General features: G+C 43.7%; 18 protein-coding genes. 14 read left to right on the forward strand and 4 right to left on the reverse strand.

All coding sequences use genetic code 11. The annotated features are described in order from the left end of the window. Positions 1-56 precede the first annotated feature (56 nt). Positions 57-470 carry a YhfM domain-containing protein gene (locus tag KNO98_RS01805; protein WP_026826021.1) on the forward strand — a complete coding sequence of 138 codons (414 nt, stop codon included), beginning with the start codon at positions 57-59 and terminating at the stop codon, positions 468-470. Between the two features lie 32 nt (positions 471-502). On the opposite strand, the gene KNO98_RS01810 is transcribed toward KNO98_RS01805, so the two are convergent. Continuing rightward, positions 503-1,348, reverse strand: coding sequence for an alpha/beta fold hydrolase (locus tag KNO98_RS01810; protein ID WP_214698468.1), 846 nt, complete (start codon positions 1,346-1,348; stop codon positions 503-505). 116 nt (positions 1,349-1,464) lie between these two features. Here KNO98_RS01810 and KNO98_RS01815 point away from each other — a divergent pair, with 116 nt between their 5' ends. From KNO98_RS01815 to KNO98_RS01835, 5 genes are all read left to right on the forward strand, one after another. Beyond that, positions 1,465-2,472, forward strand: a complete 1,008-nt coding sequence (locus tag KNO98_RS01815) for a helix-turn-helix transcriptional regulator (RefSeq protein ID WP_214698470.1) — start codon at positions 1,465-1,467, stop codon at positions 2,470-2,472. 200 nt (positions 2,473-2,672) lie between these two features. Further along, positions 2,673-3,533 (forward strand): metal-dependent hydrolase, encoded by an 861-nt coding sequence (locus tag KNO98_RS01820; RefSeq protein ID WP_214698471.1) that lies wholly within the window; start codon positions 2,673-2,675, stop codon positions 3,531-3,533. Positions 3,534-3,541: 8 nt separating this feature from the next. Then, entirely contained in the window at positions 3,542-4,306 is a 765-nt protein-coding gene (locus KNO98_RS01825; protein WP_214698473.1) for a DUF817 domain-containing protein, read from the forward strand. Positions 4,307-4,395: 89 nt separating this feature from the next. Further along, positions 4,396-4,821, forward strand: coding sequence for a hypothetical protein (locus KNO98_RS01830; RefSeq protein ID WP_214698474.1), 426 nt, complete (start codon positions 4,396-4,398; stop codon positions 4,819-4,821). Between the two features lie 144 nt (positions 4,822-4,965). Then, positions 4,966-5,490 carry a lipoprotein gene (locus tag KNO98_RS01835; RefSeq protein WP_214698476.1) on the forward strand — a complete coding sequence of 175 codons (525 nt, stop codon included), beginning with the start codon at positions 4,966-4,968 and terminating at the stop codon, positions 5,488-5,490. A gap of 402 nt (positions 5,491-5,892) precedes the next feature. On the opposite strand, the gene KNO98_RS01840 is transcribed toward KNO98_RS01835, so the two are convergent. Beyond that, on the reverse strand, positions 5,893-6,195 hold the full coding sequence (locus KNO98_RS01840) for a hypothetical protein (protein ID WP_214698478.1): 303 nt from the start codon (positions 6,193-6,195) through the stop codon (positions 5,893-5,895). A gap of 207 nt (positions 6,196-6,402) precedes the next feature. Here KNO98_RS01840 and KNO98_RS01845 point away from each other — a divergent pair, with 207 nt between their 5' ends. The 4 genes from KNO98_RS01845 to KNO98_RS01860 all read left to right on the forward strand — a co-directional run bounded on the left by KNO98_RS01845 (position 6,403) and on the right by KNO98_RS01860 (position 10,277). Beyond that, positions 6,403-7,263: an ABC transporter permease subunit gene (locus tag KNO98_RS01845; protein WP_214698480.1), complete on the forward strand. Its 861-nt coding sequence runs from the start codon at positions 6,403-6,405 to the stop codon at positions 7,261-7,263. Continuing rightward, the gene (locus tag KNO98_RS01850; protein WP_214698482.1) at positions 7,263-8,306 is read left to right on the forward strand and encodes an ABC transporter permease; all 1,044 of its coding nucleotides are present in this window, start codon (positions 7,263-7,265) and stop codon (positions 8,304-8,306) included. Before KNO98_RS01845 ends, KNO98_RS01850 begins: the two co-directional genes overlap by 1 nt. A 99-nt stretch (positions 8,307-8,405) precedes the next feature. Next, a complete protein-coding gene (locus KNO98_RS01855) occupies positions 8,406-9,317 on the forward strand; it encodes an NAD(P)-dependent alcohol dehydrogenase (RefSeq protein ID WP_214698484.1) in 912 nt (303 codons plus the stop codon). A gap of 270 nt (positions 9,318-9,587) precedes the next feature. Then, positions 9,588-10,277: a glyoxalase gene (locus tag KNO98_RS01860; RefSeq protein ID WP_214698486.1), complete on the forward strand. Its 690-nt coding sequence runs from the start codon at positions 9,588-9,590 to the stop codon at positions 10,275-10,277. 14 nt (positions 10,278-10,291) lie between these two features. Here the strand turns inward: KNO98_RS01860 and KNO98_RS01865 are convergent, their stop codons facing one another. After that, a complete protein-coding gene (locus tag KNO98_RS01865; RefSeq protein WP_214698488.1) occupies positions 10,292-11,107 on the reverse strand; it encodes a GGDEF domain-containing protein in 816 nt (271 codons plus the stop codon). 217 nt (positions 11,108-11,324) lie between these two features. On the opposite strand from KNO98_RS01865, the gene KNO98_RS01870 reads away from it, so the two are divergent. Together KNO98_RS01870 and KNO98_RS01875 are read left to right on the forward strand one after the other, a co-directional pair. Then, positions 11,325-11,870, forward strand: a complete 546-nt coding sequence (locus tag KNO98_RS01870; protein WP_214698495.1) for a Rossmann-fold NAD(P)-binding domain-containing protein — start codon at positions 11,325-11,327, stop codon at positions 11,868-11,870. A gap of 111 nt (positions 11,871-11,981) precedes the next feature. Then, a complete protein-coding gene (locus KNO98_RS01875) occupies positions 11,982-12,716 on the forward strand; it encodes a MerR family transcriptional regulator (RefSeq protein ID WP_214698497.1) in 735 nt (244 codons plus the stop codon). Positions 12,717-12,722: 6 nt separating this feature from the next. On the opposite strand, the gene KNO98_RS01880 is transcribed toward KNO98_RS01875, so the two are convergent. Beyond that, positions 12,723-13,424 (reverse strand): CPBP family intramembrane glutamic endopeptidase, encoded by a 702-nt coding sequence (locus KNO98_RS01880; RefSeq protein WP_214698499.1) that lies wholly within the window; start codon positions 13,422-13,424, stop codon positions 12,723-12,725. Positions 13,425-13,515: 91 nt separating this feature from the next. Between KNO98_RS01880 and KNO98_RS01885 the strand changes: the two genes are divergently transcribed. After that, the gene (locus KNO98_RS01885) at positions 13,516-13,902 is read left to right on the forward strand and encodes an NUDIX hydrolase (protein WP_214698501.1); all 387 of its coding nucleotides are present in this window, start codon (positions 13,516-13,518) and stop codon (positions 13,900-13,902) included. Continuing rightward, entirely contained in the window at positions 13,899-14,801 is a 903-nt protein-coding gene (locus tag KNO98_RS01890) for an alpha/beta fold hydrolase (protein ID WP_214698503.1), read from the forward strand. Before KNO98_RS01885 ends, KNO98_RS01890 begins: the two co-directional genes overlap by 4 nt. The last annotated feature ends 13 nt before the right edge of the window (positions 14,802-14,814 follow it).

The following is a 14,814-nucleotide window of genomic DNA, read 5'->3' on the forward strand; positions in this document are numbered from 1 at the left end:
AAATGTTGAAACCGTTTTGATTGATAATACGTACATTAGACGAGAGGAGTGAAATGATGGATAAATGGATTCGGTGGGCAGGTGAAATTCGTAAGGCGACATTGTCTTATAAAATCGATACAGAAGAACTGGAACGAGAAGAAATGGAACGCGTGATGGTGGCGGAGTCAACGGAGCGTGGAACATTCAATCCAGAAGTAGCGTTAGAGTTTCACGAATTGGATCAGGTTAAGGTGTTCGCGGAAATGCTACGAAGTTCAGAAGAAATCGAAGAAATCGAAATCGAAGTGGCACCCGATTTTGATCTTACGGTGCAATATAAAGGTGGAGAGAAAGAGCGTTATCAGCTTTGGCTCGGTCAATTGAACCGTCCAAGTGTACTCGCGGGATTTAATCGAGCAGGCAGTCTATGGAAGTTGCCAGAACATACGACCAATCATTTGATACAAGTTTTGGGATTGGATGGTTAATAGAGAAAAAGCACCTCTTGTGTTGAGATGCTTTATGAGTTAAATCGGATGAATCGTTCGATTTGTCGCTCTGACTTTCTCGCGTGCCGTCCGACCCAAATCAAGTGACCGGGACTGTTCAGAATCGATAGTTGAGCATGTGGGATTAAGCGCTTCGCGTAATGGGCATGGCGAACCGGAACGGCCTTATCGTTTTTGGAATGGACGATATAGGTCGGGCATTTGACACCGAGTAATACCTCGCTCGATACACGCTGTTTCAGATCGAACTGTGCGCCAAGACCGAATGACATTTGATTCGCGACGCGTTTGAGGAGGAAGATGTCGTAGGGTGACACTTCTTCCCGAATCGTGTCGAGCGTCAAATCGCTTGTCGATTGAATCATCCGAGCCGTCGCCTCAAACGGGTGCTTTTGGATGGCACGAGCAATGAACTGTTTCATGATGTATTGAAGCGCGATGAATGCCGGCTGGACGATATTCCGACTGACCGTGTCCCGATATGGAAAATCGACGATACTCGTCACGGCTGCAGCAAGTGTCAGACTGAGCACGGCCGGATTTTGTGAGGCGAGTTCGATGGCGGTCGGTCCACCGGCAGAAATACCATATACATGATATCGGTCAATTTTTAGCATCTGCATCAAGTGATGGAGTTGTGTCGCAAACACTTGAGGAGATGCTGAGAATGAGTACGGAGTTTCTCCATATCCGGGCCGAGATGGGACAATGACCCGAAAACCAGATAAAACGAGCTGGTCCACATGGTATGGTTCTAGACTCGAGGATTGGGTCCCATGAATCAGTACGATAACAGGACCGTGACCACGGTCTATATATTCAATTTTTGAGCCGTTGACGTGTGCATAATATTTCATTTCAGATGGCGCCTCCTTAAACGTTTTGTAATGGAAAATACCTTTATTTCGTGGAAATAAAATGATAATGTCTGTTTATACATAATTTAGATAGAGAAATGAAAGGGGATAGAACCGTGAATAACCGAGAGCGGTTACTTGAAGTACGACGTTTCTTCGAACGTTATACGGACGAAGCAAATCCAAAGACGCTTGAGGATTTGCTCGAATACTTGTCAACGATCGGAGATACTTCTAAGTTAGCAAAAAAATCGGTGAAAGACGATATCGAGGCACTGAACAATTCGGGGTTTGAAGTGCAGGATGAATTGGAGAAGAATGGTCTCGCCAAAAAATATTGGCACTCGGCTCGCTTGTTCGAGATTCATGAACTTCGGATGATGGTCGATGCAATTGTCGCAGCTAAGTTCATCTCGGAAGACGTGACCGAAGAGATTGTTGAAAAGCTCCAGATGCTAACGAGCAATCCTGAAGCGAAGACGTTACAATCCATCATCAAAACGCCAAAGAAAAAACACGGACACATTCCTTACCATATCGACCGAATCCAACGAGCTATTCATGAGCGAAAAGCCATCTCGTTCCAGTATACAGATGTCGTCGGATTCGATGTGACGAAACGAACGTTCCCGCTTCGCCGTGACGGAGAACGATACGTCATCAATCCGATTGACTTGCATTGGAATCACGAGCAGTATTACTTGATCGGTATTGACGAATCGATCGGAGAAGTGCGAAACTACCGGGTCGACCGAATCGTCAACTCAGAGATTGTGGAAGACGGCACCATCCGTCCGAAACATCACCTACCTGATGATTACTATCAAAAGTCGTTCAATATGTATAATGGATCTGATGAACAAATCGTCTTGTCTGTCGACGAACGGGTACTCCCGGTCATCTTTGACAAATTAGGAGAAGATGTTTCCGTGTCCGAACATGGAGAACGATTCCTCATCCGTTTCGACGCAGCCGTATCTGACGGATTCATTTACTGGTTGCTCTCATTAGGCGCACAAGTAGAAGTGGTCGAACCGCTCACACTTCGTGACCATATGAAAGCCACGATTGAGAAGATGGCAACTACTTATGAATATACAAGCATTCATTCATCCATCGAGTAAGCAGATATGCTATACTGCTTGCGACACTAGATGAAGGGGGACAGGCGGATGTTGAATTGGATGCCATTGATCATTCCGATTGTCGCTGTCATTTTCGTAACGATCGTCGCAAGACGCGCCATGAAAATGGATAAAGAGAATTAATATGAAGAGACATCATCCAGGCCTGGGAGATGTCTCTTTCGCTATGGAGGTAGAACGTGGATACGATTACACATACGTTATTCGGTCTAACGCTATATGGTGCAGCCGATAAACGTGATTTACAACAACATGAAAAACGAGCCTTGTTCGTCACGACACTCGTCGGGAGCCAAATCCCGGACAGTGATGTGATTTCAAGGCTATGGGACACGGAAGGCATGTATCAGATGTGGCATCGCGGCATCACCCACTCGATTTTTCTCGTCCCGCTCTTTGCCTTGCTCATCTACATACTCGTTCGCCTCCTCTTTCGCGTGACAGATATCCGTTATTTTTGGTGGGCACTGTTGTCCGTGTTCATACACAACACATCTGACTTGTTCAATGCGTGGGGGACGGGTTACTTTGAACCGATCTCGGACGTGAGGATTACGTTTGGTGTGATTCCAATTGTGGATTTCGTCTATTGGGGGATCTTCTTGGTTGCCTGGCTCGTCGCCCGTAAACAAGAAGTCCGCTATAAGACGTATCGGTATGCATGGGCGTCTCTCGTTTTGTATGTCGCGATTCAAAGTGCGCAAGGAGCTTACTTGTATCAGACATATGCAGATGAACATGACGAAGTGGCGCTATCGGCTTCATTTATCCCAACTCAGTTCACCGTCATCACGAAGACTGACGAGAACGTATCGCTCTTTCAAGATTCCATTTATCAAGAAGCGACCTTGCAATACGAATTGACGAGTGCCGAAAAGACGAGTCTTGAGCCATTGTTTGAAGCGAATCAAGAGGCGCTTACTCTGACAAAATGGTCACCGTTCGTCGTCATCGTGGCAGACGAAGAACGGCTCGGCGTCTTTGACCCACGTTTTTATGACGGAGAGTCTTCATTTTTATACGAATATATCGAAAGGTAGGGCAACGGATGGGACGTATACGTTATCTCTTTATCTTCGCTTACGAACAGGCACTCAGTTGTATCTTTCCGGTCGCCATCTTTGGTGCGCTTGCCGTCACAAAGTTTGTCGAGTTGCCACTTCCTCGATATGACGTCTTACTCATCTGGTGTTTGTTCGTCCAAGTGGTCCTCGTGAAAACGGGACTCGAGACGATGGAAGAAATGAAGGTCATCAGCTGGTTCCATGTCATCGGTCTCGGACTTGAACTGTTCAAAGTGCAGATGGGGTCATGGAGTTATCCGGATGAGGCGTTCACGAAAGTGTGGGGTGTTCCGCTCTATGCGGGGTTTATGTACGCGAGTGTCGGAAGTTACGTCGTCCAGGCATGGCGTCGCCTCGATTTAAGATTTACGAAGATGCCGAACCCGATCATCGCTTTCGGGCTAGGCATTGCGATTTATTTCAACTTCTTCTGGCACCATGTTTGGCTAGATCTGCGATGGCTATTGATCGCACTCATTTTCTTAGCATTTGGTCGCTCGGTTGTCTCATACAGGCTTGATGACCGGCGATTCAAGATGCCGGTCGTGCTGTCGTTCTTTTTGATCGCCTGCTTCATCTGGCTCGCTGAAAATATTGTGACCTTTTACAACGGCTGGGCGTATCCGGACCAGATGAACGGCTGGGCTATCGTTGATTTAGGAAAACTATCTTCTTGGTTCCTGCTCGTCATCATTAGCATCCTGCTTGTCGCTTGGCAAAAGCGAAAACTGGAATATGAAATAACTTAAACTCGACTTGTGTCGAGTTTTTTGATTGAGAAGAAGAATCGAATCCTTTTTCGAGGGAATTCGTATTAAAGATTGAGGTGATTGGGTTGTTGGAAATTGTACTCACTTGGTTGATTGGATTATTGTGTCTAGGTTCACTTGTCATCTATTGGATGGATTGGCGCAAGACACGCAATCGTGTAAAATTAGGCCAAGCCGTTCTCGCGGGCATCGCGTCAATTGTTCTTGTTGGAATGGCAGGTATGGAAACGTATGACCGCATGACGACGAATTACATCGTCGAGACGGGAGAATGTTATGTCGTCGATGACCGATCATCGAAGGGTTCATCGAACTTGACGCTATGGTTCGGTGAGCGGTCATACGGTTTCAAGGAAATTCCCGACGTTGCATATGGTCCGGGACAACTATTTTCATGTCGTGCGACGATGACGAAGCAGATGCGAACAGGAATCGATTATGAGTTGCGCTCACGAGATGGTGAATTATTGTATTCGACCAAGTTAAAGGATTGATGAAGTGATGGATGCTTGAATAAATTAACATTATTCGTCAATTTTGAATACACTTTTCAAATTGGATAAAAAGGATAAAGGTTTAAAATATTAAAAAGATAAATGGTATATTATGTGCATGAATCATCATGGGAGGGCATTGAATTGAAGAAAATGCTTATTTGTTTGTTCTTATTGATTGCGACCTTGAGTGGCTGCGGATTGGGTGCATCGCAACAGAGGCCAATCGAACTGTATAGTGGAGAACCCTTACATATCGCTGTGATCGGGGAACTACCGGAAATTCAACTGGAACAGGTGAAATTCAAAACGATCTCTTTTCAAGAGTTAGCGAATACCAATTCCACTTCTTCTTCATTTGATGCCGTGTGGATCATGAATAATCAATTTGATACAGCAGATCAAGAGAAATATGTAGAAGTCTATACGGCTTTAAGTATCCCGATCTTCTTTATCGGTACAAAAAAGAGCTATCTTCCATTCGTATTTGAAGACATGACTTATGATGATGCACCAGACATTCCAGGCGACTATGTCGCTGGTTATTTGCAAATTGACCAGGAGCAGTTTCAGTTCTGGGGTTTTGAGTTGAACGACAACGAAGTAACCGAGCGGAATGTTTTAGATGCATATATGCGAATTTTTACAGTGATTAGTGAGTTACAGTAGTTGAGTAAGTAGAAACATCGCTCTTAAGTGCGGAATTTTTCGACATCTTTGGTCAAGTTGACATATAAAGCATCTACTGAATTTGCACGTGTAGCAATGAATGTAGGTTTTTGACATCGAATCATTGTTAAACGAAAACGTGTTCGAGGCTAAAAATATAGCTTCGTACACGTTTTTATTGTCATTTTTTCTTATATGTACGCGATAAAAGTAGCATGATGCTGATAAAAGCTAGTCCTCCTACCATATTTGTTACGAACAATATGTAGTGAGACGAGAAGAGACGTGATGTGGCCTGGTATAAAAATGAAAATGCAATCACTACCAAAATGAGAATTCCAAAAGGGTTAGCGAAAGTCGCAAATAATTTATTTTCCATAGTCACGCTCCATTTATAATTATTTATTTTTTCGATTCCATCATGCGTGCTCGCTTTTTCTCTAAAAAGATCGGAAGAATATTCAAAAAGATTGCCGCAATCGTCAAGAACCATAGCGCACGCGACATGCCGGGTACGACATCCGATATGGCAGCCCAGTCCTCAGACTCCACCCACATATTGAGCAAGCTATACTCTGCGCAAAGTGTGAGTGCAGTCAAGGACAGCGCAATCGCCATCGGTAGTTTGTAATCTTTCTCCATCATAAAGGCAGTCAAGTTCAAAAGCGTGGCTCCAATCGCTGCTAGTCCCAATATAATCCACATGTTTCAACCTCCTAAATATTTCTACAAATCCATCATAGCATACATTGTGATCCACATTAATTTCTGAAAATTGTTTCTATTCACATAATAATTATGCTAGAATCAATAGAACGTGTCTTTGGATATAATTCCCTTTACAAAATGAAAGAATACCGGACATCCTTTCACGCGTTTGGTTGAGATAAGTAATTTAAAGGAGACAGAACTATGGGCTATATTGCACGGAAATCTGCACATCTTGTCATCGCATTTTTTGTCTTGATTGCGATTAGTGCCTTACCGACGCTCGTCGTTCAGACCGATTTTAGTCTGACGAATTACTGGAGCGGCATCCAACAACAGTTGGACCAACTGCAAAAGCTTGACGAGATTACATACTACAACATCACCGCTCAAACAGATTTACCTTTGTTGCCGGAACTTGGACCGCTCGTCAAAGAGTCGGTCATCATTTTTACGACAGCACTCGCCCTGTCGACTATGCTTGGTCTCATGTATGCCTACTTCTATTATCGTAGCGGTAGTCGTGTTCGCACGGTTCTACACCAAACGAGTCAGACGCTTGAGATGGTGCCTGATTTATTTTGGTTAATCTTTTCACAGTTTCTCGCCATTTCCATACATAAAGCAACGGGATTTGACCGAATTGAAGTAGCTGGCGGGTTTGCCGAATACATACGATTTCTACCGATTGTCACTTTGACACTTACGACATTGTTCTTTTTTATCAAATGGCTGACCATCCATATCCATGAACAAGAGTCCATCCCTTACCTTGAACTTGCCCAAGCGAAAGGGATTCGACCGAGTGGACTATTTTGGAAGCATTTGTTGCCGAACATCATCTATCGCTTTTACCTCTTTTTTCGTTCAAACCTCATCACCATCTTATCGACGCTTCTCATCGTCGAATATTTATTTAACGTCCAGGGACTGTTTCGATTCGCCGCCTACAATCCACAGATGGAGATCTTGCTCGTCATTTTATTCGTCATCTATATCCCGATTTTTCTGTTGGATCTATTCATTGAGTGGATCATTCCGAATGCCTGGAAAGGAGGGATTTGATGCGACGCGTATTAATACGTGACCCGATTTTTATCTTCTGCTTTATCATCGTAGCGGGTCTCCTGTTCATGAGTTTTGGAAATACCGTACTTCGTGATGGGAACGTTGACCAAACCCTTATGCTCTACTCGGATGAGGGGAGACTCATCGGAATCCCACCACTTGAACCGTCAAAAGATCAGTGGCTCGGGACGGATAATGCTGGATATGATTTGTTTCAGATGTTCGTCGAAGGTTTTAAGTGGACTGTCGGGATTTGTGCGATTGTCGCGCTTGGGCGCATGACGATCGGTTTATTGGTTGGGATTCCGCTTGCTTTCCGCGGAGCACGATTAAATCACTTCTTCAAAAAGTTGCTCGATGGATTCTTGATTTTACCGATTTCGTTACTCGCATTGATGATGCTCGCGTCGACGATGACGTTTTGGGATTCGACACAAGTACCTCCACTATTGGAACGAGTGAAGATTGAATTAATCGTCTTAGTCGTTCTCGGGTTACCTGCCGTCACGTTATATCTCATCACGGAGATTCGCCAATTGCTACAACAAGAGTTCATGATTGTTGCCGAGACACTTGGTGGGAGTGTCTGGCATCGTGTGAGACTACATCTCTTGCCCCACCTGATTCCGACGCTTGTCATCGTCTTTATGCAACAGTTCGTGCAGACGCTCATGTTGCTCATTCATCTTTCGTTGTTTGGGATTTTCTTCGGCGGAACGGTTCTATTACATGAAGGGATCATGCCGACCGTCTATGAATGGTCTTCGATGTTTGGATACTACTTCAGACAATTCACAGCAATGACTTGGATGACAAATCATCTATTCCTTGTCCCGGCGATTGCGCTCGCTGCGCTTATTTTTATCTTTAATGTATTGACGAGCCGACTCGAACGGGCATTCCGCCTACGTCGCCAAGAACCGAGGGTGACCGAGATGAAATTTGCACAATCGGAAGCGGCAGCCGCGTCACTCGACAATCCGTTTTCACTCGTCGATGTGAGTTTATCAGTAAAGAATGAACCGGATGATATCGTTTGATGTCATCTGGTTTTTCTATGCCGAATCGACTGAACGCTCTTTTTTGAGGGAACGTATATATCAGAATGAAGTGACAAATCATGAATGGAGTGAATCAACGTGAAAGCTGCGATTTGTACCGCATATGGAGGTCCAGAAGTGTTCGTCATCCAAGAAGTAGACCGACCGAAGCCAAAAAGCAATGAGATGCTTATCCAGGTACATGCATCGGCTGTTCATTCAGGAGATCGACGTCTACGCGCACTGGACGTTCCTGCACTCGGAAAATTACCGATGCGGATAGTTATGGGGTTCAAGGCACCAAGACAACCGATCCTTGGTGTCGTGTTGGCGGGTATCGTCGTGGAAACAGGCACCAGTGTGAAAAACTTTCAGGTCGGAGACAACATCTATGCGCTCACGGGAATGCGGTTTGGCGGATATGCGGAGTTTGCTTGCGTGAACGAATCGAAATGTGTGGTTCAGATGCCTGAGCATGCCAGTTTTATCGAGGCGGCGGCACTTCCGTTCGGAGGGACGACCTCTTTACATTTTTTACGGAAAGCAAACATCGAACGGGCGACAAATGTTCTTATATATGGTGGAGCGGGTGCTGTCGGTTCGACTGCTGTTCAGATTGCAAAGTATTTTGGTATACATGTCACGGCAGTTTGCCACGAGCGGAACGTGGAACTCGTGAAGCGACTTGGGGCTGATGCGGTCGTCGATTGTACGAAAGAGGGGTACGACCTTGAATTAGATACGTATGATGCGGTTTTTGATGCCTCAGGGAAAATCGATAAACGATTAGCAAAAGCCCATGTGAGCGAGAACGGGGCGTTCAGTTCTGTTGCGGGACAGGGACCGGCGAGCGAACGTAAAGAGGACTTGATGTTTTTAAACGAACTGTTCGAATCAGGAGCATTGCAACCCGTCATTGATTCGATTTATCCACTCGATGAGATTGTCGAAGCACACCGATATGTGGACCAAGGGAAAAAAGTTGGAAATGTGATCGTGACAGTCAATTAGGAATAAACACCAGAGGATGAGTTGTTGTTGATGCCATCAAGTGCAACGGATGGAACGCATGAATACGGATATCTGTTGTGTAGGGAAATCTTTATTGGTTTAGATGGATAAAAGACGCATGATCGATCATTTGTCTATCATTTTCAATCCGATTGGGGTTGGGATGTTTATTGAATCATGGCTATAAAAGAATATTATTTCACATACCATCAGTGTACAACTTATCATTGAATTGAACTTAGTACAAAATTGTAACCGAGGAGGAATTTCATGAGAATCACAGAAGTTACACTTTACACGAACCGGCTTGATGAAATGAAACGTTTCTATGCGGAAAAACTTGAACTAACCGTCATTGAGGAGGATTCTACCCGATTTCGAATTGAATTTGGGGAAGATACCTTGATATTCCAAGGGGCTGTAATGGAGCAAGAGCGACAATACCATTTCGCAATCAATATTCCGGCTAACCGGTTCAAAGAAGCGAAGGAATGGATCATGTCACGTGTCCCGCTTTTGACCGAAGAGGGGGAGGACGAAATTTATTTTGAAGGAATCGATGCATCATCGCTTTATTTTTACGACGCGGACGAGAATGTCGTCGAGTTGATTGCTCGACATTCGATTAATCCGGAAAGTAACATCGAGTCTTTTTCGTCAAATGAGTTTCTTGGAATCGGCGAGATGAGTTTGACGGTAGAAGACCCGTCTCTCGTCGCACAGGCGCTTGAAAAAATTGGAGTAACACGGAGAGATGGAAACTCAATCGACCCTCGTCATTTGAACTTTATAGGTCCTCCAAATCACAATACATACATTCTCCTCGTACCTCGAGGGCGTGTTTGGCTCTTCTCACCAAAACTGTCGATTCCGAGCCCGATTCAGATGGTACTTAATCAACAATATATCGTAGAAATAGATGAGAAACACGAATTTCATATTCACTCCATCAAAAAATGAGTTCACGAATGAACTCATTTTTTAGTCTTTGATTCGACATACCGATAAATTTCTTCTAATCGTATGGGTGCGTTCTCTAAGTTCACTTCAAACGATTTGTCTGAGCATTCAACAGTGAGCGAATCGCCGTTTTGACGTGAATACTCTAGTAATAGTGGTCTGATTCGTTCATGTACAATATGTGCATTTTCGATTGAAGTTCGAGGGAAAATCATGGCGAACGTGTCTTGCGCAACCCGATACTTCTTGTCCGTTCGTCGAGTCGCTTCGTGAAGTTCGTCACTAAAGTAGTTCAAGAACCATTCATACTCGGATGAACCATACCGTTTTTCAAAATCATCAAGAATCGGTAATGTGATGAATGACACCACGAACGTTTCACCGTGGCGAATCAACCGATCCCGTTCAGCCTCTACATCCATCAAAAACCGATCTCGGTTATCAAAACCGGTCTCCGGGTCTACCGCAATCAACTGACTCACTCTCGCTTCCGCAACCTTTAGTGCAAACTGGGCATGGAACAGGAAGACTTGAAGCCAGTAAGACAGACCCGTCAAAACCGCAAATAGTAATAAAATATATAGTTGCGCAGTAGCGGCAGTCGCATACACAGGCATGGTGATTAAAAAGTAAGCTGCGAATCCGAACAGAATGAGTACACCAGACCCGCGATGTATGAGCAAAGTTGAAAGATAAAGAATCGGAATACAGATCATCCACCAAACAGGTAGATGATTCATGATCAGCAGAGAGGAAAATAGAATACTACATGCCAACGATACAACGATGAGTGCGATCAGTTGTAGTGAACTCGTTGTCCAATGTCTCATAGGTATCCTCCTCTTAAAAGAAATAAATTGAAATCGTTACACTATTATCCATTTTCCGAAATAGTGATTGTTCAAACCGATTCGAACACTTGATTCATTATAAGTGATTCAGTGCATTAAAAAAGGCTTATTTTTGAAAAAACGTGAATGTTTCCGAACACTTCTGTAGGAAAAGAAGAATGAGTGATTGGTTTATAATGGAAAATGAGGTGGTGGCATGAATCGAAAACATATATTGGTTGTCGGAGGGACAGGAATGTTGGCAGAACTCACATCTTATTTAGCAATCGAACAGGATGTCACGGTCATTGGACGAGATAAAGTAAAAATGGCAAGCATTGTACAACGAAATCCTGACACGTGTCATCCGCTGATTGTTGATTATCGCGAGGAGGAAGCACTTTCAAACGCACTACAGTACGCAGTGAAACAAAGAGGTCCGTTTGATCGAGTCATCGCCTGGGTGCATCGTGGCTCAGGGAGTGCGATGCAACTCATTTTGGATCATTCGGAGACTGCAGAGGTGATACATATTTTAGGTGGCCGGGCGAATCCGGAAAATGAGAAGAAATGTCTATGTCTCAATGAACAACAAACGTATCGACAAGTTCAATTAGGGGAAATGCATGAGTTAGCATCCGTCCGTTGGTTGACACACGACGAGATTGTGAAAGGGGTTCTCGATGCCATTCAGAATCAAGACGACTATCGATTGATTGGGACACGAAAGGATGACGTAGATGTTCACTCGAGAAATGATTAGTGAATGGATGGGGATGTACCACGAAATTCATTTTCAGATTAGGATGAAGGGATTCATCAGTTCAAAAGATATTCATACATACACACCATATGTAGTTAGGAGGATCAAAAATTGACCAGACACTATTCAACTGGAGATGTCGCGAGAAAACTGAACGTGTCGGTGCGTACGCTGCGATACTATGGTCAAATCAACTTGGTTACCCCATCGTATATAAATGATGTACAGAAACGATTTTATAGCGACTTTGAATTGTTTCGACTTCAAAAAATCATGCTCCTAAAATCAATGGCCGTTCCGCTTGACGAAATTCGGAGAATCCTAGATGAGGAATCGTTGACGTCTATTTTGTCCGCACATCTTTCTTCCTTAGAAGGACAGATAGAGGAATTGAAGCAGGCGCAGAACCATACGGTCACGCTCCTTCAATCTATGAAGCTCGAAAATGAAAAAATCGATTGGACGAAACTGCAAACTATTCAAGCCAAATCAAATGACCGGAAACAATGGACGGACTATTTTACTGAAAAAGACTCTGATTTGTTGCAAGCGAGTTTACCAAAATTAGAAGATGCTGAACATGATACGAAAAAGTGGATCAACTTGATTCGGAGAACCGAAATTCTAATCGAACGTGGGGTCGCCCCTTCCTCAAAAGAAGCCCAAATTCTTAAAGAAGATTTGACTTGGTTAACAGACGAGACATTTGGAGACAATCAACAATTGATTGAATCATTTTGGAAGATTCGAAAATCAACTGATGCATCGAATGAATTAGGACTGTATCCAATCGATGCATCGATTCTTGCCTATATTGATTCACTATATCAAGAGGGAGCGGATTGATCCCATTTATGCTAATGCAGTCAATAGAACGGCCAGCCCATTAAAGGTGCCATGGATGAGTATACTAGAATATATAGAGTTGGTTCGTTCATATACCCAGGCGAACACGAGTCCCGATACAAAATTGATGAGTAACGTGTTTGTTGTCGGTAAATGAGCGAGAGTGAAAATCCCAGCACTTACTAGCATCCCAATCCAAACCCCAAATCGTTGCTCAAAGAAGCGATATAAGAACCCACGATAAAAGATTTTTTCATAGATTGGTGAAACGATAGCCGCCGATCCAAATGCAATTAAAATTGAAATAGGCGACAAGTCACTTTGTAAACTCTCTGTTTTTGTATTCGACGTACCGATACCGAAATATGATTGGACTACGACGATGATGATACTGAGTACAATTAACACAATTGTCCATAGAATGATGATGCCCGAATCTTTCCATGAAATACGGCGAAGTCCTAACGTTTCCAGCGATAAGGTTTGAGGACGTATTGCGACGAGATAGAGGACAGTCATAAATATTATGGCTAATAACAGGCCGATACTCGTTCCTGGATAGAGGGTGTTTCCCCATGACCGCTCTAGAAAGTTGTGTAATTGTTGCTCGATGAGTAAAGGAGTCACTCCAAAAAGAAGAATCATCGTAATTGCGAATTGTCTCCATGTCCAGATGGGTGTTATTTTCTTTTGCATTTGATTGAACATCGTTATTCCTCCTTGTGTGGTTGTAGCCCCATCTTATCGGGTGACGTAACGTCACCTGCAAGCAGAAAAATGAAAAAGGAGAAATAAGACTATGAAACAGTGGATTGGATCAGCTGGTTTATGTATGAACGAAGAAAAGAAAGTCCTGTTCGTAAAGAATCGTGACGTACAACAATGGAGTTTGCCATCAGGTGGTTTAGAAGATGGGGAAACGCCGGAACAATGTTGTCTGCGTGAAGTGTTAGAAGAGACGGGATATCGCATTTCGATTGATCAACGACTACATATCAAACGAGCCATCATCTCAAGTTATCGAGTCGAAACGCACTATTTTTCGGCAACGTGTGACGAGCGGATGGCGACCGCAACTATCGACTCGGACATCGATGAAGTCAAATGGTGGTCGATTCATGAAATAGAGCGATTGGAACTTGCATTTCCAGAGGATCTTGAGCTGATTAAACGGTGGAGTGTATGAATAGATTGATTGAAGTCAATGGACATCACATGGAATATCGGTTATTCGGTTCCGGGGAACTCCTTATCGTGGTGATGACAGGAATGGGAGGTTCATTCGAAGAGTGGGTTTCTCTTTCTGAACAATTAAGTGAGTCGTATCAAGTATTGCTTTATCATCGCTCAGGTTATGGTGAGAGTGAGATAAATATGCGTTCGAGTCGAACGTCATCTCATCTTCTTGAATGTACAGAATTGTTGGATGCCCTTCAGCTAAATCAACCAATCATATTAGTCGGTCATTCTTACGGAGGTCTGTGCGCGCAACACATGGCCAAACTTGTTTCGGATAGAGTAGTAGGAGTCGTACTCGTTGATTCCACTTCCCATAATCTTTCAATATTAGATGAGTTAGAAACTCCTGTAATGGATTGTCAGTATTCAGATGAAGATTGGCGGACGATGTGTCGTTCTTATTCAAATCTATCGAAAGAAGAATTAGAGCGACTCCATCAGCCAGAATTTTCACCCGAGCAACAAGGCTTATCATCAGATGCACGCGCACGTCTTAAACGATTTTATCAATCTCCGCAATTGTATAAAACGATGTTGGAAGAAGAATCGTTCTGGCGTGATGACGCCGCGATCATCAAACAAATGGGCACTTTTTCATCGATTCCGTTAATTGTCATCGGCAGAGACCATGAAGCGATGATTCAGGAAGGAATAAATAGTGGGATGCCTGAGTCAGAAATTCGCTTGCTAGAAGAGACATGGCATGAACTCATTCATCAACAGTTGAGATTATCAAATCAATCGGAACTCATCATCGCGGAAAAGGCAGGACACCAAATTCATTTACAACGACCAGACACAATCATCGAAGCGATTCACCGATTAGAACAAGCCGGTCGCATATAAACGACCGGCTCAT

This window comes from Exiguobacterium sp. s57 (assembly GCF_018617685.1).
In the GTDB taxonomy this organism is placed as follows: Bacteria; Bacillota; Bacilli; order Exiguobacteriales; family Exiguobacteriaceae; genus Exiguobacterium; species Exiguobacterium marinum.

Bases quoted from the DNA above. Each gene is read 5' to 3' on its own strand.
- KNO98_RS01890 (WP_214698503.1), top strand. From the start codon at position 13,899: ATGAATAGATTGATTGAAGTCAATGGACATCACATGGAATATCGGTTA.
- KNO98_RS01860 (WP_214698486.1), top strand. From the start codon at position 9,588: ATGAGAATCACAGAAGTTACACTTTACACGAACCGGCTTGATGAAATG.
- KNO98_RS01880 (WP_214698499.1), bottom strand. From the start codon at position 13,424: ATGTTCAATCAAATGCAAAAGAAAATAACACCCATCTGGACATGGAGA.
- KNO98_RS01850 (WP_214698482.1), top strand. From the start codon at position 7,263: ATGCGACGCGTATTAATACGTGACCCGATTTTTATCTTCTGCTTTATC.
- KNO98_RS01840 (WP_214698478.1), bottom strand. From the start codon at position 6,195: ATGTGGATTATATTGGGACTAGCAGCGATTGGAGCCACGCTTTTGAAC.
- KNO98_RS01845 (WP_214698480.1), top strand. From the start codon at position 6,403: ATGGGCTATATTGCACGGAAATCTGCACATCTTGTCATCGCATTTTTT.
- KNO98_RS01805 (WP_026826021.1), top strand. From the start codon at position 57: ATGGATAAATGGATTCGGTGGGCAGGTGAAATTCGTAAGGCGACATTG.
- KNO98_RS01810 (WP_214698468.1), bottom strand. From the start codon at position 1,348: ATGAAATATTATGCACACGTCAACGGCTCAAAAATTGAATATATAGAC.
- KNO98_RS01865 (WP_214698488.1), bottom strand. From the start codon at position 11,107: ATGAGACATTGGACAACGAGTTCACTACAACTGATCGCACTCATCGTT.
- KNO98_RS01885 (WP_214698501.1), top strand. From the start codon at position 13,516: ATGAAACAGTGGATTGGATCAGCTGGTTTATGTATGAACGAAGAAAAG.
- KNO98_RS01825 (WP_214698473.1), top strand. From the start codon at position 3,542: ATGGGACGTATACGTTATCTCTTTATCTTCGCTTACGAACAGGCACTC.
- KNO98_RS01870 (WP_214698495.1), top strand. From the start codon at position 11,325: ATGAATCGAAAACATATATTGGTTGTCGGAGGGACAGGAATGTTGGCA.